Raw genomic sequence first — 20666 nt, 5'->3', positions numbered from 1 at the left:
CCATAAAAGTAGATTTTTTATACATTATATTATAACATATACTATATATAATTACAAAAGTCAAATTTGACACAAAAATAGCATAGCCGATTTTTTACGACTATGCCACCTTTTAATTTAATAAAGTCTATTCTTTCTACTTCCATTAACAATTATTATTTTTTATTCGTTCAATTTTTATAATTCTATAATCTTAAATTCAATCAACTTTCTTCCTACTGATTTAATACTCTCAATAATTTTTCCTTCTTCTTATCATCCACAAACAATGCATTAACAGAATCGGCATAAACCTTTCTAAACTCTTCCTCACCAAAACCAAACACATCTATGCAAACCTCAAACTCATCTGACATAGATGTATTAGAAACAGTTCTATTATCTGTATTCACAGAAACCTTAATTCCATCGTCTAAAAATCTTCTAATTGGATGATTTTTCATAGAATTTACAGCCTTAGTTTGAACATTACTTGTCGGACAAATCTCAAGCATCACACCTTTTTCCTTCACTAAATTATACGCTTCCTCATTATTCTCTATCCTAACTCCATGCCCAATTCTCTCAGCACCAAGCTTTTCAATAGAATCTATAACATTCTGTGCAGAAGCTGCTTCACCTGCGTGAACAGTTATATGATATCCGTATTCTTTAGCAAGTTTCATAGCATTTACAAACTTATCTGCAAATCCTTCTTCTTCACCGCCAGCTAAATCCACAGCAGACACACCTTTACCGATAAACTTTTTACCAGCTTCAATTGTTTCTATCGCATCCTCCTCGCTAAGATGCTTCATACAACAAAGAATCAAAGTCGCTTCTATATTAAAGAACATCTCAGCTCTCTTAATTCCGTTTATCGCGCTCTGAATAACCTCTTTCTGACTCATACCATTTTTAGTATGTAGCACTGGAGCAAACCTAATTTCCATATACTTCACATTCTCAAAAAGTGCGTCCTCCATAAGCTCAAACACAATCTTCTCTATATTCTCTCCACTCTGCATAACAGCAAGTGGAAGATCAAACCTCTTCAAATACTCATCAAGAGAACTACACTCCATTGGAGCAATAGAAAGCTTCTCAATCTCCTCTAAATCATAAGAAGGAAGCTCAATACCATCCTTCTTAGCTAAATCTATAATAGTCTTTGGTCTAACACTACCATCTAAATGACAATGTAACTCAATCTTAGGAATATGATGACAATCCATAACTAAAACCTCTCTTTCATATTTAACATTTTACATCCTTTTCCAACTTCATCCAATTCTAAAATTAAAACAATCTTACCAATAATGCTACTTACAATTATATTTTTAGCAGCCGATAATTTTGCATACGACCACTTGCCACCAAAATAAGTTTAATTAATTTAAAAATGTGGCTGATTGTGGACTTTTAGCAAAGCCACGTTATTTTGGGAGAAGTTATAATTACTTTTCTCGACAATCTGCAGACGTGGGTTCTATTCACAATAAAACGTTTTACCTACACGCACGTCGAAGCCTGGAGAGAAAGTAATTATAATTCGAACAAAAAAGGGGCTTTGCAAAATCCACAACAGCCCCTCATCTTTCAAATTAATAAATTATTTTATTTTAGATACTACTCCATCTATTATTTTTTCTATTTTTTCACTAGTTTCATTTACACCATTGTGAGTTATATCTATAACTTCTTTACTCATTGGTAACTCAGCTAATAAATCTAATCCTAAACCTTCAAGGAATCCATCTGTTCCTTCACCTTCGAATAATTTTATCTTCTTACCACAGTCTGGACATTCTATATAACTCATATTTTCAACAACACCGTATACAGGTATATCCATTTTCTTAGCCATATTAACAGCTTTTGAAACTATCATAGATACAAGATCCTGAGGTACAGAAACCATAACAGTTCCGTTTATTGGTATATTCTGCATAACTGTTAAAGCTACATCACCTGTTCCTGGAGGCATATCTATTAATAGATAATCTAACTCTCCCCATATAACGTCTGTGTAGAACTGTTTAACAACTCCACCTAATATTGGGCCTCTCCAGATAACTGGTTCATTTTCATCATCCATCATAAGATTTATAGACATAACTTTTATTCCGTTACCATTAACAACTGGGAATATACTTTCTCCATCGCTTAAAGCTTTAGCATCTTTAACTCCCATAAGTCTTGGTATACTTGGTCCAGTTATATCAGCATCTAATATACCTACTGAATATCCCTGTTTTGCTAACTGATTAGCAGTAAGAGCAGTTATAGTAGACTTACCAACTCCTCCTTTACCACTCATTATACCTATTATTTTACCTATATGATTCTGTGGGTTATTTTCTATTGAACAGTGTTCCTTATTATTACATGACCCTTTTGATGGGCAATTACTACAATTTGACATTTTTCATTCCTCCATTGTGTTACTTTTAAAGTAATTCATTTTTATTATTTTTTTACTTTACATATATATTGTAGTACAGTTTTTCACTAAAGTCATTAAATTTTTAAATTTATTTTTAAACAATCATTTTAATTTATGCAACTAAGTTTATATATGAAGTTGGACTGTTGCTATATTTTACAAACAGCCTTTTTATCATAATCTGTTGCAAATTTACTATCTTGAAAAGAGTAGATAAAATCAAAATTTATAGGAATAATAACTAACTTGGCGGATTGAAGTGCATAGACAAAACGAACTCGACAATGCAACTTGATTGCCTGGAGAGGAGTTTGTCTATGACTTCAATCCCTGAGAGAAATTAACGTATAAATTTTGATTTTATCCATTCTTATGCAAATAGTAAATTTATAACAGATTATAAAAAAGACTGCTGCAAAATATGCAACAGTCCCTTCATATATCTCTAATCTATTCCGTTTTTTATATAATCTATTTTTTCTTACCTAACTCTTACCTAACTCTTACCTAAATTATTTTAATGACTTGAATTTCTCTGCTATATTTGAGCAGTGGTCAGAAATTCTTTCGAAGTTAGTTAATAAGTCTAGGAATAATATTCCTGAATCTACAGTACAAACCCCGTCACCAAGTCTCTTCATATGTTCATTTCTGTACTGTTTAACTAACATATTAACTTCATCTTCAGTTCTTTCTATCTCATCATATAAATCGTGATTTTTAGTATCTATATACTCTATCGCTGAATTTATATTCTTTAATAGTAAATCTGAAATTTCATTTATTTCATTTTTAGCTATATCAGAGAATTTAGTTTCTCCATCTACCGCTAATCTATCTATCTCTGCTATGTTTTCAGCGTGATCTGAAATTCTTTCTAAGTCGTTTACTACATGGAATAATAAATCGGCTTTAATTCTCTCGTCACTGTTTATATTAGTGTTAGATAATTTTAATAAGTAGTTTAATATACTCTTATGTAATGTATTTACTGTTTTTTCGTAGTTGAAAGCTTTATCTATCGCTTTTGAATCTCTAGTCATAAGACCTTCCATTGCATAAGTGAAAGATTTTCTAGCTTTTTCACCCATTCTTACAACTTCCTGAACTGTGTTTCCAAGAGCTATTGAAGGAGTTTCAAACATTCTTTCATCTATGTATTTAGTAGTATTAGCTGTAGCTAATTCTATTTCTTCTTCTTTAATTGGAACTAATCTTTCTGCTAATTTAACTATATATTTAGAGAAAGGTAATAGTATTATAACGTTTATAAGGTTGAATAGTGTATGTGCATTTGCTATCTGTCTAGCTGTGTTAGCTGGATCTAGATACTGAACAACTGCAACTATTGGTTTGTTAAGTATTAACATGAATAATAATGTACCTATTACGTTGAATGATAAGTGCATTACCGCTGCTCTTTTTGCATTTCTACTAGCCCCTAAACTTGATATAAGTGAAGTAACACAAGTACCTATATTATCCCCGTAAAGTATAGGTAGTGCTGCTGTTATTGGAACAAGTCCCTGTGATGCAAGCGCTATAAGCATACCCATTGACGCTGAAGAACTCTGAACTATACCTGTTATTGCGAACCCTGCTAATATTCCAAGTATTGGATTTTTACTTAAGAATAATAACGCATCTCTAAAACTCTGTAATTCTGATAAAGGAGCAACTGCTTCTTTCATGAATTCCATACCTGTAAATAAAAGACCAAAACCGATTAATATTTCTGCTACCTGTTTTGTTTTTTCTTTAGATGTAAACATATAGAATATGATACCGATACCTAGTGCTATTGGAGCTACGTCCTCTAAGCTGAATGAAACTAACTGAGCTGTTACAGTTGTACCTATGTTGGCACCCATTATAACACCTATTGCCTGAGATAATGTCATTATCCCTGCATTAACGAAACCAACTACCATTACTGTAGTTGCACTTGAACTCTGTATGATTCCTGTTACTACTGTCCCTACAAGTACACCCATTACAACGTTACTTGTAAGCATTTCTATTATTTTTTTAAGTTTGCTTCCTGCAGCTTTCTGAAGTCCCTCTCCCATTACTGTCATACCGTATAGGAACATTCCTAAACCGCCTAATAAAGTGATTGCTGTCTGCATTTCTTCCTCCTTGAAAATAGATTATATATTATTATTTTTTGTTTTCTTTTGGTTCCCTCACCAATCAACATATTTATAATAACAAATTACAAATTTAAAAGAATTAAGAAAAAGTTAAGTAGTAGTTAAGTGTATGTTAAGTTGTTAATTCTATGTTAAGTTTATTAAAAAAGTGCTATTTTTAGGCCATAACTGTGTTATATCTATGTTCAGAATCTTAGTTTACTTTAAGAAAATGTTATTTTCTGTTAAATTTATGTTTTTTAGAAGCAACTTAATTAAATAAAAAAAAGCCACCATTTAACATAGGTAGCTTTTTCTATTCCAATATGGATCTAATCAAATTAATAGAATAATAAAGGATTTACATTCCAATATGGTTCTAATTTCTTTTATTCTATCACATAACACCGTATAAAAAAAGCACCATCACAAATTTTTATTAAATTTTAAAATAAAACATCTAAAACCGATTTTTCCTCCTGATCATCTCATCTAATTCCTCTTTGCTATACTTGTACACTGTCTGCTCAAAATTGATAAACTTGTTCCTATTTTTTCTTGTACCATAATTATCTCTTTTGGTGCTACCATTGACGCTCTTATAATCAGATTGTAACGCTGCCATCAAGAACGCACACTTATTATCTACATTCCTATTTTTAGCTAGCTCAATCTTTTCACGCAAATAATCACAACCTTTTTCCTTGCTCATCAAAATATTAATAACCCTACTGGCATAACTATCTGTATACGAATATCCTAAAAACTCTTTTAACATACCTTTTGTTTCTATGGCAACCACCCTCTGCCCTGGTTGTTGTGTAATAAATGTTGTTTTAGTTGTGTTGTTATTGGTATTGTTATAGTCAATCTGTCTATTTGCATTATGACAAGTTGTCGTATTGCAAGATGACAGTCTGTCGTTTTGCATCTCGTCAACTTGGTAAGTTGCATCTGGACAATTTGTCATATCAATCTCCAATTCTTCCTCTACTTCTTTCATCTCATATTTATTAATCAAATCACTTTTTTCAGCAACAAGTTCGTCAAATCTATCGTAATCGATACTATACCATTTCGTTCTGTCAAATCCTACTTTGTTAAAATTACCTACTATTAAAAGTCCAGTATCTACCATTTTTGTAATTTATACCGTTTTCTTTGTTTTTATTTATCCAATAATCCACCATACCCAAAACAAGAGCCTCATTAATGCCTAAAACTGTTGCCATCTTTGGACCTGCTCTAAATACAAAATCATTTTCTATCATCGTTTTCATATAATTCTTCCTCCTAACTTTTTTACAATCTTTCTAAAGACAATCTATCATTAGAAGGATTCATCTGTCTTCTTTCAAGTGACATTTCACTTTTTCTTTGGAAAAATGCCATCCTATTTTTTTAACTTTATTTTGTGAAATTGCAATATTGAACACAAAAAAATAAGATATTAAACCATTTATTGAAATTCAGGTTAATATCTTATTTTTTCGTTTTTTTAATTTATATAATCCCAGTTACTTTTAGTACAAGCAAGAATAATGCAAATAATATACTCGGTTTTACAATTCTCGCACCATTTTTCATTACAAGCCCAGCACCTATATAGCCTCCTACCATGTTGCATATTGCAGCTACTATCCCAATCATAAACATTACTTGCCCGTTCAAAATAAAGATAATAAGTGCGGTAATATTTGTTGTAAGGTTTATCACTTTCGCCTGTGCATTTGATGTTTTTACACTCATTTTTGCAAATACAGTAAACGCTATTATTAAAAATGTTCCCGTTCCTGGTCCATAAAATCCATCATATATCCCTATGAAAAACGCTGCTACACATGCGGTTACATATGTGCGTTTATCCAAAACAATCTCATCAGAACCATAATCGTGGAATGTTTTTTTATTAAGCACAAAAAATGCAGATATTGGTAAAACCAAAACTAAAACGTATATCATCACTTTATCATCTACAAGCAAAGAAATATGTGCTCCAATTGATGAACCAATAATTGCTGCAATAACTGCTGGTATCGCCAATTTGAAGTTTACCAATTTATTTTTAATAAATCGCAAAGTAGCAAGTGTAGTCCCAAATGTAGAGGACATCTTGTTCGTTGCAATTGCTGTATGTGGTGGAAGTCCTGCAATTAAATACGCAGGAAGAGAAACCAATCCACCTCCACCACCAATTGCATCTATTAAACCTGCCAAAAACAAAAATGGGCAGATAATTATAAATGTCTTTAATGTAATTTCCATTTACCCCTCCTTTTAATCCTTCAATCGTACTCTTAATTTATATTTTTATTATATCAAATTTATTTCATTTTTTATAATTATTTACACTTTCAGTTTATAGACTTTAATTTCGTTTTATGCTAAAATATTCTTTGCAAAAATTTAGAACGTAAGGAGATGTTTTGTTCTTGTTTAACTATATAAAATTCCGGATACTGCAGATTTTTGGATTTATCTCATCAATCCCGCAGCTAAATAAGTTTAGAAAAAATCCAGATAAATACACTTTAGATGAGAAGTTTGCATTCTTAAAAAAGATTGCTGCTAAGTCATTAAAAAAGGTTAAAATCAATGTAAATGTAATAGGTAGAGAGAAAATTCCAAAAGAGCCAGTTCTTTTCGTAATCAACCATTCTAGTATGCTTGATAGCTACATTTTAGTAGACAGCGTTGATAGGGGTATAGGTTGCGTAATTGCAGATGAGCCAGTTTGGAGAAAGATTCCTATTGCAAGCAAGTGGATTGAACTTGTTAAATGTGTTTTTATCAACAGAAAAAACAATCGTGAAGGAATGAAGGCTATAAACCAGGCTGCTGACAATATAAAAAATAATCACTCTATGGCTATCTTCCCAGAAGGTGATTTAACTTGGGTTAAAGACGACAATGCATATATCTCAGACTTTAGATCTGGTGCATTAAAAATCGCCTACAAAGCAAAATGCCCTATTGTCCCAATGGTTATAAAAAATTCTAAAGGTACTTATGAAGGTTATCAGCCAGTTGGAAAGATTAACTCTAAAGATGTTGAGGTTGAATTCTTAAATCCAGTTTACAAACACATAGAAAATCCAAGATACAAAACTGTAGAGCTTGGAGAAGAAATCAGAGAGTCAATGATTGAAAAAATGAGAGAATTTGACAATGCTAAATGCGAACGTGCTGCTGTTTAGTATTTTATAATTAGATATTATTATATTTATAGAAGTTATCGTAATTATATTATGGTAACTTCTTTTTTTATTATTTTAGAGAACTTGATAAATTATTTCGAATTATATTACAATTTTGTATCTTTTGATATTAATTCTTTTGTGAATATCCTTTTCATAGTATAATAAACTAAATAAAATAAATTGGAAGGATATATATGTTATAAAAAAGACTTCTATTATTTAAAAAAATTTCTCGAAAGGAGAATTATTATGAAAAAAAATCTTGTTTTAGCATCAATTTTAGCAGTATCTCTTCTAGCAGCAGGTTGCTCTCAGGCTGGAAAAGTATCTGATGTAACTCCAGTAACATTGACAGAAAGAGAAAAACAGATTGCAGCTTTATCAGGGGAATATCCATTTGTAGTGGATGTAAACTACCCAGAAGATGTTAAAGGAACAGTGCTTTCTTATGAAGTTTGGAAAAATGGCTCTATGGTAGAAAACAATGTGGTTATGTTTGGTGGATCTGCTGACGAAAGCAATAAAGAATCTTTCACTATGATTTACGACGTTTCTGATGATTGGAAAAATTGTACACTAAACCTATCATCAACTTCTACTCGTACTAAATTTGACATAAGCTTATTAAACAAAGATGAAAAAGCTCCAAACGCAGTTATGCCATCATTTGGTGCAGAAGATGTAGGTGAAGAATACAATGTAAAACTTGTTCCAGGTGGCTCATATGTCCTATCAGCGCTTATTTACTCATACAACAACGCAATGGAATCTATTGACCATAAAAACGGCGACTACAAAGACTTCACTTCAGAAATAGATAAAAACAATACTTATGTACTTGTAAGACTTGATACATTTAACAGTGAAAAAGCTGCAGAAAAATACGCAGACTCTATGTTGGTTAATGAAGAATAGAATTTTTATAGCATAAAAATCAAATAAAATAAGGACAAGAAAATTAACTTATCTTAGACTAAAATCACAGATTAGTTATTATCTTGTCCTTTTCTTTTATTTATTTTTCTTATATAATAAATCTTCGCAAAAAACTCAGAGAAAATCATCACATCAAAAACAACCATCGCAACCATACCATATCCCATAAGCGCCTCTGTAATCCAAGTAGTTCCTCTAAGAAGATAAATCCCACCGAAAAACAACACAACACAAATCTTAGTAACAGTAATCGCTATATTATTAGCCTTAAACTCAATCGCTGAATCTACCTTTCTCTGCTCTTCTCTCTCCTTATCGCTCTCATCAAACATTGAATTAACTATCCCATTCAACCCGAACATAAACATCAAGGACGTCATCATAACAGAATAATAATCAAAATCCTTAGCAAAACACAACGCTAAATCAAGAAGCGCCAAAGAAATAAAAGTCACTCCCCAAACAACAAAATCCTTCTTATTCTTTATCATATAAGTCAACTCCTATAATTTACTGATTATTTTTATCCTTGAAAAACCAATCAAAATAAGGGCAATACCTAAAATTGCTATTGGAACATAAATCATATTCGGAATATAATAAACAAATCTATCTATTCCAGACATAATAATATATATAATAATTCCTATATATATAAACATCTTTGCAAATATACCATATCTATTAACTGTACACCACACTCATAGATTGGGTGGTCATAATTGTCCGTAAAGAAATTGGGAATATTGTGAGAACGGACAAATCTGCATTTTTCATAAAACGATGCGATCAACCATGCTCTCCTGTTCATCAGCTAATAACAATAATGATATAAACTGCTTTTTATTCTCATTCACTTCTCGGATTTTCATATCCATTACTCCGTCGTCAAACTGAAAGTTGTTTATTAAACCTTTTTAACCTTAACCAACAACATCATAGGTCTACGCATTTCATTACACATTCCCGGCATACCCATCATATATGCCGGAGGCATTGCTTCCTCAATAGCCTCAATTTGAAAACCACATTTTATAAGTGGATTCAATATCTGCGTTAATGTGTGGTGCTGTTTAATTACTCGTTGACCAAGGAAATTGGTTTCTCTTTCGCCTGTGTAATAGTAATTGTCGATTGGCCAATATTTAGCTTTCCCATTTTCATCATAAATCCAATCCTCATTAACACCTGCGGTGAAAGTCGGATGTTCAATATTGAATAGGAAATACCCACCTACTTTTAATGTGCAATACACCTTTTGATAAACATTAGCTAAATTTTCGATATAGTGCAGTACCAGGTTAGAAACAACTAGGTCATAATTATTTTCAGGATAAATGTATTCTTCAACACCGCAAACTTTATACTTGATTTTGTCATCAGAGTTATCAGCTACTGCTTTTGCAATCATTTTTTGACTACTATCAATACCAAGAATTTCAGTAGCTCCCATTTGTGCGGCATATTTGCAATGCCAACCGTAACCACATCCTAAATCCAAAACTTTTTTTCCCTGTAATTTAGGGAATAACGGTTGCAACTGATGCCACTCTCCAGCAGCTTTCAGACCATCTTTACTTCTTCCCATTTCCGCATATGCGGCAAAAAATTCACTATTATCGTAAATATTTCTCATTGATAATTACCTCCACAACTTCTAATTTAAAATTTACTTTATTTATATAAAGTATACTACAAAGACTATAAATAATATATTTCAATTTTCTCAAAATATTTAACTTCAAACCAGTCTACACACCTTGTACGAGCGACAGACTTATAAACATAATTAATTATTGTGATAAAAAAGAAGGGAAGTAAGTCAAAACAACGACAATTCTGCAAGCGCCTCGCAACTTTGAAATGTGTTACTCTAAAGTGCGAGGCGCTGAAGCCTGGAGTCCTTTTGACTACTTCCCTTCTTTTCTATATCCCAATATTAATTATTTTATTTTCTTAGCGATATCTTTGGCAAAGTATGTTATTATCATATCCGCACCAGCTCTTTTTATTGAAGTAACTGCTTCCATTATAGCATCTTCATTTAAAAGCCCTTCCTTAACTGCTAACTTAAGCATTGAGTACTCCCCAGAAACATTGTATGCACAAAGTGGCATATCAAAATTATCCTTAACTCTTCTTATAACGTCTAAGTAAGAAAGTGCAGGTTTAACCATTATTATATCTGCTCCTTCTTCTATATCTAAAGCACATTCTCTTAAAGCTTCTGTACTGTTTGCTGGATCCATCTGGTAAGTTTTTCTATCTCCAAATGATGGAGCTGAGTTTGCAGCATCTCTAAATGGTCCGTAGAAACTTGAAGCATATTTTGCACTGTATGCCATTATTCCTACTGTTTCAAATCCATTTTCATCAAGTGCATTTCTTAAAGCACCTATTCTTCCATCCATCATGTCAGAAGGAGCTACCATATCAGCACCTGCTTTTGCGTGGCTAACTGCTATCTTAGCTAAATATTCTAATGTCTGGTCATTATCAACATAACCTTTTTCTGTTAATATTCCACAGTGTCCGTGGCTTGTGTATTGGCACATACAAACATCTGTTATTACGTTCATCTCTGGAGCTACTTCTTTTATTTTTCTAACAGCTCTCTGAACTATTCCGTTATCTGCAAATGCTTCTGAACCACAAGCATCTTTTTCACCTGGTATACCAAACATTATAACGTGTTCTATACCTAATTCCACTATTTCTTTTATTTCAGCTTCTAACATATCTACTGAAAAATGATAAACATCTGGAAGTGAAGGTATTTCTTCTTTTATATTTTCACCTTCAACAACGAATAGTGGGTATATAAGATCGTCTACATCTATTTTAGTTTCTCTTACTAAATTTCTCATTGCTTTGCTTATTCTAAGTCTTCTAGGTCTTTTTAACATATCAATTCCTCCATTTAAACTTTTAACAAATTTCTAACAATCTTTTAAAAATATTTAGAGTTAGAATGTATTACTTAAATTTTACTTTATTTAACACCTGTATTTATTTTAAATGTATTTGGTTAAAAAGTCTAGTCTTTTTAACTTTATATTAAAATTTTTACAAGTTAAAATACAAATAAGTGTTGAAATTTTCATATTTAGAGTTTTAAAATAGAACTATTTTAATTTTTGTGAATTTATTAAACTAAAACTCTCTTGCTAGTATTTCGTCTTTTCTTGAAAGTATATCATCGCTTAAAAGTTCTTTTTCAACTTTATCAAATCCTACTCTCTCTACAGTAACTGCGAATCTTTCTCCAAAGTTTCCGTTTTCTCTGAAGAATAATATTGCTTTTTCTATAGTTTTCATTATTTCTGCTTCGTCTGTAAATATTTTTCCTAATAATTTACCATGAGAAATCTGTTTACCCCATCTTCCTCCAACATATACTTTGTATCCCTGTTTCTGTGTATCCATTGCTTTAAAATAGCATTTTTCTATACATCTACCACAGTTTATACATTTATCGTAATCTACAACCATTGTTCCATCAACTAATTTAGCTGCTCCAACTGGACATACTGCCTCAACAGCACATTTTTTACAGCTCTTACATTTATCTAAGTTTATAGCTGGAACTCTCGCCCCTATAACACCTAAATCGTTTAAGTTTGGTTTTACACAGTTATTTGGACATCCACCAACAGCTATTTTGAACTTGTGAGGTAGATTTACATCATGCCATTTTGAATAGAATTCGTCGTGTATTTTTTCTGATAAATCATAAGTATCTATAAGCCCATACTGACAAGTTGTCCCCTTACAAGATACAACTGGTCTAACTCTCTTTCCTGATCCACCAGTTTCTAGCCCTTTTTCTGCTAAAAATTCCATAAATGGCTCTATATTTTCAAATGGTATTCCTGGACATTCAAAAGTTAATCTTGTAGTAACTAAAACTTCTCCATTACCAAATCTCTCTGCTGCTTCGGCTACATTTCTAAGAACCTCTGCACTTACCTTACCATTTTTTGTAATTACTCTTCCTGAAAAATTATCTGTTCCCTTGTTGCTAAAGAATCCCAATGCTTTTACTCTAGCCTCTTCTGCCTTACTTACTGTTAATGTTGCCATACTAACTCCTCCTTAAAAATTTAGTGATTTTCCCAATTTATAGTCTAAAATTTCCTTATTAATAATTTTGTTACCTAAAAAGCCTCTACTTATTAATATAACACTTTTTCATATAGGTTTAAAATTATATTAAATTATCTTCTCAATAAGATTTCCTTATAGTTACTTGTAATCTTTATGCTATAATTAAGTTATAAATCATTCATTAATTCAAGGAGGAATTCCTATGACAATAAGACATTTAAAAATTTTTGTAAGTGTCGCTGAAAATGGAAAAATGAGTACAGTAGCGTCAAAGTTTTTCATATCTCAACCTGCAGTAAGCCAAGCAATTAAAGAACTAGAAGACTACTACGGCGTATTATTATTTGATAGAATTTCTAAAAAATTATACATAACTGAAGCTGGCAAGAAACTTTTAGAATACGCTAAAAATGTTTTAGCAGAATTTGACAAATTAGAAGAAGGTATGAATGCTTTTAAAGACGTTAAAACTCTTAGAATAGGCGTAACTGTAACTGTTGGAACAAACTTTATCTCTAAAGTTTTAGCTGAATTTAAGGAAAATACTAAAAACGTTGAAACATATATAAGAATGAATAACACTAAAAATATAGAATCCCTTCTCCTTGAATCAGAGCTTGATTTGGCTGTTGTCGAAGGTAAAGTTAAGAACAAGGAGCTAATCTCCATACCAGAAGTGGACGATATCTTGGTGCTTCTATGTTCAAAAAATCATCCATTCTACGGTAAAGAGCACATCACATTTGCTGATTTAAAAGATGTCAACTTTGTCCTTAGAGAACCTGGAAGCGGAACAAGAGAACTTTTTGAAAAATACCTTGAAAAACACAAATTAAAAATAAATGCAACTTGGGAAGCAAGCTCTCCAGAAGTCATCAAACAGGCTGTAATTAACGACGGATGCGTAACTGTAGCTTCTTTAAGACTCTTTGAAAAAGAAATCAAAAGCGGTGAAATGTACGCATTTAAAAACAAAACTAAAGAATGGAACAGATCATTCTCTGTTGTATACCATAAAAACAGAAAACTGCCTGAATACGCTGAAAAATTCATAGAAATCGTAAAAGAAAACAAAGAATTTAACATACTAGAAGATATAAAATACGGAATACTATCTTAATCACAAACACATTAAATTTTTACAAAATAAAAAGAGTTAGCTACTACAAAATCTTATAACAGCCTAACTCTTTTTATTTTTTATCTAAATCTGCCGAAAATTGCAGATATCATCATTGATAATACAGTCACCGGTATAGATATTATTATGCAGGTCGTCATAATCAGGAACATATAAGTAACCAATCTTATAAACTTCCCACTAAAATCTATCCCCATAAGTCCAAAAATAACCGTACAAAGCACGATTATAAGCACAACTATAGGAATTGCACTCTTGCTATTTTCTATATCTGCTCTACTAAGCGACAAATGTATGCAAATTGAGTAAATCGCAAATAAAAGAACTATTCCTTTTATAGAAAATAGCGATGGCGAACTTATAATTAAAAACAGTGTATTTATCCCAGCCATAACTATATGCACAATAAACTTGAATAAATCCAGGTTTTCAATCATTTCTAAGCTCTTCTCAATATCTATAATCATATTAAATATCGTAAACTCGCTGCCTAAATAGAATTTTATCAACACGTACACGATAAAGCTTCCTATTATAACCGGTGCAGTTCCTATAAAGAAATCTCCAATCATCTTGTAGACATTACCCTTGTTTCTCGAGTGAACTACTCTCCCAAGCACTCCATCAGACTTGCTCTTTGTAGGTCTAAAAAGCTCGACTTTTTCGACATCGTGTCCAAACAACTTACACGCTAAAAAATGGCTCATCTCGTGTATTGGAACTCCTACAATTCCAGTAACCAAAATTCCCTTGCGCCCAAGCCCATTTTGCAAATAATCTATATTTCTATCCTCTATAAAATTGAGTATAAGCCCTAACAAAAACGTACCTAATATAAAATAGGCTGCATTGAACAACCCATCAAACAAAAAAAGCTTCAATATATTTAATCTCCTTCCCTCAAAAGTATCATAAACATATTATAAACTTCTTTTGTTACATTTTCACCTTATTTTTAATAATTTTATTAGAAGTACTTTCCTATATTTCTAAATTTTTCGTATCTGTGATTTTTAATTTTTTCTTCACTAAATTTAGTGTAATAATTTAATCTATCAATTATATACTCTTTCATATCCGCAGCCACTTTATCTGGATCATTTTGAGCACCACCAACAGGCTCATCAATCACGTGGTCGATTATTTTTAATTCTTTTAAATCCTGTGCAGTCATCTTCATATATTCACAAGCGTCTTTTGCTTTTGAAGAGTCCTTAAACAATATACTTGAAAGCCCCTCAGGAGATATTACAGAATAAACAGAGTGCTCAAGCATACAAATTTCATTTCCTACTCCAATTCCAAGTGCTCCACCACTACCGCCTTCACCTATAACTATTGCAATAACAGGTACTTTAAGTGCACTCATTTCCATAAGATTTCTCGCAATCGCCTCACCTTGACCTCTTTCCTCTGCACCAATTCCACAGTATGCACCAGATGTATCTATAAATGTCACAATTGGGCGATTAAACTTCTCTGCCTGCTTCATAAGTCTAAGAGCTTTTCTGTATCCTTCTGGATTTGCCATACCAAAGTTTCTGTAGATATTTTCCTCTGTACTACTGCCCTTTTGATTTCCAACTACAGTCACCGAATATTTGCCAATTTTTCCAATACCGCCTACGATAGCCCTATCATCTGCAAACCCTCTATCGCCATGAAGCTCGATAAAATTGCTTACAATTCTGTTTATATAATCAAGTGCAGTAGGTCTTTTTATATCCCTACTTATGCTCACCTTTTCGTATGGAGTTAGACTTTTAAATTTCTTAGATTCCTCTTCCTTTAAAATCTCCTCTAAATACACTATCTTGTCAGAAAAATCTAGCCCACTCGTTTTAGAAATTTCCTTTAAATTTTTTATATTCTTCTTTATCTGTTCTACATTTCTTTCCATTTTTACTTCCTCTTATGCATGTACAAAATTTTGTAAATCGTATCCTTTAAATCTTTTCGCTCTACAATCATATCCAAAAATCCATGCTCCATCATAAATTCAGCAGTCTGGAAATCCTCAGGTAGCTCTCTACCTATTGTCTGTTTAACTACTCTTTTTCCTGCAAATCCAATAAGCGTCTTTGGCTCAGATATTATAATATCTCCAAGCATTGCAAAGCTAGCACTTACACCACCTGTTGTAGGATCCGTCAAAATTGAAATATACGGCTGCCCTTTTTCAGCAAGTTTTGTAACAGCCCGTGAAGTTTTTGCCATTTGCATTAAAGACATCATTCCTTCTTGCATTCTTGCACCACCAGATGCACTACAAATAACAACTGGAATATTATGTTCTGCACCATATTCAAATGCATACGAAATCTTATCCCCTGTGACAGATCCCATACTTCCCATCATGAACGCTGGATTCATCACACATAGAACATATCTAATTCCGTTAATTCTTCCAACACCTGTTACAACAGATTCTGATTCGTGAGTTTTTTCTTTGTACGATGTTACTTTTTCAATGTAATTAGGGAATTTTAAAGGATCCACTACATCACTTTCCTTATTTATCTCAATAAATGTACCCTTATCTGTAAGCATTTCTATTCTATCTCTTACATTCATCCTCATATGCTTATTACATTTTGGGCATACAAATAAATTCTCCTCTAAATCCTTGTTAAATGTGTACTCACCACATTCTGTACACTTACTCCAAAATCTATCGTCTATATTATTAGATTCGTGGTTGTTTGCTATGTAATTTCCATCCTCTTTAGTTTCTTCTTTTTCTTGAATTTTTATAGGGATAGATGTGTAGTTGTCGCTTTTTTTCTTAGCTTTATTCTTTTGTTTCTCTTTTTTAAAAAGCTGTAATCCATTTAACACTTATCTATCACCTATCTTTCGTTTAATTTTCTTTCTATAAATCCTGTGTCGTGTGTGTCGTTTAGGAATTCATCAGAATTTATTAACTCTCTCTGGAATTCTATGTTTGTTTTTATTCCGTCGATTATCAGCTCATCTAATGCGCCGTTCATTTTTGCGACACATTCTTCTTTTGTATCAGCCTTGCATATTAATTTTCCAATCATTGAGTCGTATAGCGGAGGTATGCTGTACCCTGCGTATACAAATGTGTCAAATCTCACTCCAAATCCACCAGGTATATTTATCTCCTCAATTTCTCCAGGACATGGTGTAAATCCGCTTTCTGGATTTTCTGCGTTTATTCTACATTCTATAACATGGCCTCTCATTAAAACATCTTCCTGTTTGAATGGAATTGGGTTGCCTGCTGCAATCTGTATCTGAAGTTTTATTAAATCTTTGTCTACTATCATCTCAGTTACTGGGTGTTCTACCTGAATTCTCGTATTCATTTCTATGAAGTAGAAGTTTTTATCCTTATCTACTATAAATTCAACTGTTCCGGCTCCTTCATAATTAGTACCTTTAACAGCTTTTAATGCACTTTCATATAATCCTTTTCTTTCTTCATCGTTTAAATAACAACTTGGAGATTCTTCTATCATTTTCTGATTTCTTCTCTGCATTGAGCAATCTCTTTCTCCTAGATGTATAGCATTTCCAAATTTATCCCCAAATACCTGAACTTCTATGTGTCTTGGGTTTTGGATAAATTTTTCCATGTATAAATCGCCGTTTTTGAAGTATGAAATTGCCTCTGATTTAGCTATTTCAAATGATTTTTCTAAGTCTTCTGCTTGGTGAACGATTCTCATTCCTCTTCCGCCACCACCTGCAGATGCTTTTATCATAACTGGGTATCCTATTTCCTCAGCCATTTTTTTAGCTTCTTCTTTGTCTTTTAAAACAGCCTTAGACCCTGGAACAACTGGTACTCCAAGCTTCTGCATTGTACTTCTCGCCTTTGATTTATCTCCCATAAGCACCATCTGCTCTTCTGATGGCCCTATTAAAATTATGTTTTTTTCTTTACATCTTCTTACAAATTCTGGGTTTTCAGATAGGAATCCAAATCCAGGATGAATCGCATCACATTCTAATTTTTCTGCAATGTATAATATATTGTCTATATTGTTATAGCTTTTTGCGATATTTCCAGGGCCTATACAAATAGACTCATCAGCTAAAAATCTATGTATACAATCTCTATCTGCATCTGAGTAAATAGCTACTGTTTTTATTCCCATTTCTCTACAAGTTCTAATTATTCTAACAGCTATATCCCCACGGTTTGCGATTAGTATTTTATTCAAAGTTTTCATTTTTCTCTCCTTCTAGTCTTCCTCTATCACAAATAAAGTCTGTCCGTACTCTACCATGCTTTCATTTGCAGCTTTTATTTCTACAACTTTTCCTGTAAATTCACTTTTAATTTCGTTCATTAATTTCATAGCTTCAACTATGCAAAGTGTGTCTCCTTTTTCAACATGGTCGCCAACACTTACAAATGCTGGAGAATCTGGGTCTGGGGATTCATAGAAAGTACCGATAAGTGGTGCTTTTACTTCTTTTAAATTCTCACCTACAAATTCAACCACATCTTCTTTTACTAATTCATATTCTAAAGTATCGTTTGTGTTTATTATGTTGTTTTCTTCATTTGTCCTGTTATTTGTAGCCGATACTTTTTCTATGTTATTTTCTTTATTTTCAACTACTGAAGTATTTTTTGTTCCTATTTCTATATTTCCAACTACTTTTTTATAAACTTCAAGCTCTATGTCTGAAGTGTTTAGTTTTACGTATTCAAGTTTTGTATTGTCTATAAGCATTAAAAGCTCTTTTATCTCTTTAAAATTCATTTTTACCTCCTATTATTAGTACCTAGTACTAATAATATATCATAAAAACTAATACTAGTAAATAAAAAACTCTCTTCCATTCCCTTGTAATTTTATTTTACATTTTAAAATTGTTTTTAATTTATGTTTTAATTTTAGTTATTTGTACAATTATTCTGCTTTAGGTATTGAAATTTCAATTTTTATTTATTATACTTTTTTATAGTGTATGAGTTTTGTACGGTATTATTTTTTTAGATAATTTTTGTATGAAATGTACTCTATAATTAGATTTGATTTTAATGTTTTTTTGAGAAAGGAATGTATTTGTGATGTTAGAAACTATAGATTTTGCGTTGAAGATAGCATTTTTTGTGCTAACTTTTCTTTGGGCTGGTAAGATTTTAATTTTTAGATCGGATAAGCAGATAGTTATCAACCCAATAGTTATGCTTATTGCAGCAATTTTAGCTATTCTGCCACCGTCATCTTCTACAGAATTGATCTTTGGATTTGAAGTGATAAAAGTTAGAATTGTACTGTATGCGGTGCACTGTCTAATAATACTATTTGGACTATTCTCTATGAGAAAAAGAGAAGCAATCTTCTAATGAGAAAAAGCCTACTATCTTGTTTGACAGTAGGATTTTAATATTACAATATTTAATTATCGTTGTTAATTCGTTTCTTACCCTTAGGCTATGTTCAAATCAATTTTATATGGATAATAACTAGCTTGGTGGATTGAAGTGCATAGACAAAACGAACTCGACAATTCTGCAGACGTGCAACATTATCACACCAAAAACTTTTACGTGCACACACGTCGAAGCCTGGAGAGGAGTTTGTCTATGACTTCAATCCCCGAGAGTTATTAACATATAAATTTTTATTTTCTTTTGGCTGCTTCTAGTCTGTATATTTTCATTCCCTGAGCCATGAATTTGTCTTCGTATTCAGTAGTTACGTTTTCTTCGTAATTACTGTTTGCAAGGTCTAGAGATATATTTTTTAGTTTCCAGTCGTTTTCAGCAATTTCGTTTAGGCTGAATTCGAATAGTTTTTCGTTATCTGTTTTGAAGTGGATTTCTCCATTTTCGTCTAATACCCTTCTGTATATGTTTAAGAAGTCTGAGTGAGTTAGTCTTCTTTTTGCCCATCTGTTTTTAGGCCATGGATCACAGAAGTTTACGTATATTCTAGCAAGTTCGGCAACATCAAAGTATTCTGGAAGCATTTTTACATCTCCCCATATGAATAGTATGTTTGTAAGTCCTTTTTCTTTTGCTTTGTATACGGCATGAAGTAATACTTCTTCCTTTATTTCCATAGCAATGTAGTTTTTATCTGGGTTTAGTTCAGCTAATGTAGTTATAAACTGTCCTTTTCCAGTCCCAACTTCTATATGTATTGGATTTTCGTTTCCAAATCTTTCGTGCCATTTTCCAGCCATTTCTTCTACGTTTTCGTGGAATACGCAGTCTGTGTAGCTAAGAAGTTTTAAATCGGCACCTTTTTTCTTTCTTCTTCTCATCTATGTCCGTTACATAAAATCTATAAATTTCTATAAATTACTTATAAAAAACTACAAATTCTATTTCCTAATTAACCGAAGCCTATTTCACTAATCAAATAATAGCTACTTTAGTTTGTATACTTCTCCAAAGGCTTAAATTCCCGACTAACGTATCGGTACACATTTAGTTTACAGTTTTAGTTGTAAGCTAAATTCTTTAAGTTTAAACTTGCATTAAAATCTCTATCAATTACATTTCCACAGAATTCACATATATAAGTTCTCTCTGATAGACTTAATTTTTCTTTTTTGTTTCCACACTTACTACAAATCTTTGATGAAGGATAAAATCTATCTGCTACTATAAATTCAATTCCTTTATTTTGACATTTATACTTTAATTGCCTGAATATTTCATAGAATGAACAGTCAGCAATTTTTTCTGATAAATGCTTGTTTTTCATCATACCTTGTACGTTTAAATCTTC

Annotated in this window: 21 protein-coding genes; 4 read left to right on the top strand and 17 right to left on the bottom strand. The window is 32.0% G+C overall.

All coding sequences use genetic code 11. From position 1 onward, the window contains the following. Window positions 1-215: 215 nt before the first annotated feature. The 6 genes from add to DWX74_RS09320 form a co-directional block, all read right to left on the bottom strand. A complete protein-coding gene (add, locus tag DWX74_RS09340; RefSeq protein ID WP_118549708.1) occupies window positions 216-1214 on the bottom strand; it encodes an adenosine deaminase in 999 nt (332 codons plus the stop codon). 377 nt (window positions 1215-1591) lie between these two features. Further along, window positions 1592-2404: an Mrp/NBP35 family ATP-binding protein gene (locus DWX74_RS09335; RefSeq protein WP_118549707.1), complete on the bottom strand. Its 813-nt coding sequence runs from the start codon at window positions 2402-2404 to the stop codon at window positions 1592-1594. A 533-nt stretch (window positions 2405-2937) separates the two neighbouring features. Continuing rightward, entirely contained in the window at window positions 2938-4554 is a 1617-nt protein-coding gene (locus tag DWX74_RS09330; protein WP_118549706.1) for a Na/Pi cotransporter family protein, read from the bottom strand. Between the two features lie 463 nt (window positions 4555-5017). Next, window positions 5018-5695 (bottom strand): hypothetical protein, encoded by a 678-nt coding sequence (locus DWX74_RS09325; protein WP_118549705.1) that lies wholly within the window; start codon window positions 5693-5695, stop codon window positions 5018-5020. Beyond that, window positions 5664-5837 carry a hypothetical protein gene (locus tag DWX74_RS11125; protein ID WP_158573264.1) on the bottom strand — a complete coding sequence of 58 codons (174 nt, stop codon included), beginning with the start codon at window positions 5835-5837 and terminating at the stop codon, window positions 5664-5666. Before DWX74_RS11125 ends, DWX74_RS09325 begins: the two co-directional genes overlap by 32 nt. 223 nt (window positions 5838-6060) lie before the next feature. Continuing rightward, window positions 6061-6822, bottom strand: a complete 762-nt coding sequence (locus DWX74_RS09320; RefSeq protein ID WP_118549704.1) for a TSUP family transporter — start codon at window positions 6820-6822, stop codon at window positions 6061-6063. A 167-nt stretch (window positions 6823-6989) separates the two neighbouring features. Between DWX74_RS09320 and DWX74_RS09315 the strand changes: the two genes are divergently transcribed. Beyond that, a complete protein-coding gene (locus DWX74_RS09315; RefSeq protein WP_199647635.1) occupies window positions 6990-7754 on the top strand; it encodes a lysophospholipid acyltransferase family protein in 765 nt (254 codons plus the stop codon). A gap of 252 nt (window positions 7755-8006) precedes the next feature. Next, complete coding sequence (locus DWX74_RS09310; protein ID WP_118549703.1) at window positions 8007-8672, top strand: hypothetical protein; 666 nt, start codon at window positions 8007-8009, stop codon at window positions 8670-8672. A gap of 71 nt (window positions 8673-8743) precedes the next feature. Here DWX74_RS09310 and DWX74_RS09305 read toward each other — a convergent pair whose 3' ends face one another. The 4 genes from DWX74_RS09305 to DWX74_RS09285 form a co-directional block, all read right to left on the bottom strand. Continuing rightward, complete coding sequence (locus DWX74_RS09305) at window positions 8744-9184, bottom strand: hypothetical protein (protein ID WP_118549702.1); 441 nt, start codon at window positions 9182-9184, stop codon at window positions 8744-8746. A gap of 416 nt (window positions 9185-9600) precedes the next feature. Further along, window positions 9601-10329 carry a class I SAM-dependent methyltransferase gene (locus DWX74_RS09295; protein WP_118549701.1) on the bottom strand — a complete coding sequence of 243 codons (729 nt, stop codon included), beginning with the start codon at window positions 10327-10329 and terminating at the stop codon, window positions 9601-9603. Window positions 10330-10636: 307 nt separating this feature from the next. Next, the gene (gene hemB / locus DWX74_RS09290; protein WP_006440441.1) at window positions 10637-11599 is read right to left on the bottom strand and encodes a porphobilinogen synthase; all 963 of its coding nucleotides are present in this window, start codon (window positions 11597-11599) and stop codon (window positions 10637-10639) included. A gap of 247 nt (window positions 11600-11846) precedes the next feature. Beyond that, window positions 11847-12776, bottom strand: coding sequence for a 4Fe-4S dicluster domain-containing protein (locus tag DWX74_RS09285; protein WP_118549700.1), 930 nt, complete (start codon window positions 12774-12776; stop codon window positions 11847-11849). A gap of 226 nt (window positions 12777-13002) precedes the next feature. Here DWX74_RS09285 and DWX74_RS09280 point away from each other — a divergent pair, with 226 nt between their 5' ends. Then, window positions 13003-13920, top strand: coding sequence for a LysR family transcriptional regulator (locus DWX74_RS09280; protein ID WP_118549699.1), 918 nt, complete (start codon window positions 13003-13005; stop codon window positions 13918-13920). Between the two features lie 80 nt (window positions 13921-14000). Here the strand turns inward: DWX74_RS09280 and DWX74_RS09275 are convergent, their stop codons facing one another. The 5 genes from DWX74_RS09275 to DWX74_RS09255 all read right to left on the bottom strand — a co-directional run bounded on the left by DWX74_RS09275 (window position 14001) and on the right by DWX74_RS09255 (window position 18683). Further along, window positions 14001-14822 carry a hypothetical protein gene (locus tag DWX74_RS09275; RefSeq protein ID WP_118549698.1) on the bottom strand — a complete coding sequence of 274 codons (822 nt, stop codon included), beginning with the start codon at window positions 14820-14822 and terminating at the stop codon, window positions 14001-14003. A gap of 86 nt (window positions 14823-14908) precedes the next feature. Further along, complete coding sequence (locus tag DWX74_RS09270; RefSeq protein ID WP_118549697.1) at window positions 14909-15841, bottom strand: acetyl-CoA carboxylase carboxyltransferase subunit alpha; 933 nt, start codon at window positions 15839-15841, stop codon at window positions 14909-14911. 2 nt (window positions 15842-15843) lie between these two features. Next, window positions 15844-16779 (bottom strand): acetyl-CoA carboxylase, carboxyltransferase subunit beta, encoded by a 936-nt coding sequence (gene accD, locus DWX74_RS09265; protein WP_118549696.1) that lies wholly within the window; start codon window positions 16777-16779, stop codon window positions 15844-15846. Between the two features lie 11 nt (window positions 16780-16790). Then, window positions 16791-18143: an acetyl-CoA carboxylase biotin carboxylase subunit gene (accC, locus tag DWX74_RS09260; RefSeq protein WP_118549695.1), complete on the bottom strand. Its 1353-nt coding sequence runs from the start codon at window positions 18141-18143 to the stop codon at window positions 16791-16793. A gap of 12 nt (window positions 18144-18155) precedes the next feature. After that, window positions 18156-18683: a biotin/lipoyl-containing protein gene (locus tag DWX74_RS09255; RefSeq protein ID WP_118549694.1), complete on the bottom strand. Its 528-nt coding sequence runs from the start codon at window positions 18681-18683 to the stop codon at window positions 18156-18158. A 311-nt stretch (window positions 18684-18994) separates the two neighbouring features. On the opposite strand from DWX74_RS09255, the gene DWX74_RS09250 reads away from it, so the two are divergent. Continuing rightward, entirely contained in the window at window positions 18995-19273 is a 279-nt protein-coding gene (locus DWX74_RS09250; RefSeq protein WP_118549693.1) for a hypothetical protein, read from the top strand. A gap of 278 nt (window positions 19274-19551) precedes the next feature. Here the strand turns inward: DWX74_RS09250 and trmB are convergent, their stop codons facing one another. Next, entirely contained in the window at window positions 19552-20196 is a 645-nt protein-coding gene (gene trmB, locus DWX74_RS09245) for a tRNA (guanosine(46)-N7)-methyltransferase TrmB (RefSeq protein ID WP_006440432.1), read from the bottom strand. Window positions 20197-20375: 179 nt separating this feature from the next. After that, on the bottom strand, window positions 20376-20666 hold a 291-nt coding region (locus DWX74_RS09240; protein ID WP_147382062.1), incomplete at its 5' end, for an RNA-guided endonuclease InsQ/TnpB family protein.

It is taken from the genome of Peptoclostridium sp. AF21-18 (genome assembly GCF_003478825.1).
In the GTDB taxonomy this organism is placed as follows: Bacteria; Bacillota; Clostridia; order Peptostreptococcales; family Peptostreptococcaceae; genus Peptacetobacter.
The sequence above is the reverse complement of the archived record's forward strand: the minus strand, read 5'-3'. Positions and strand labels throughout refer to the sequence as shown.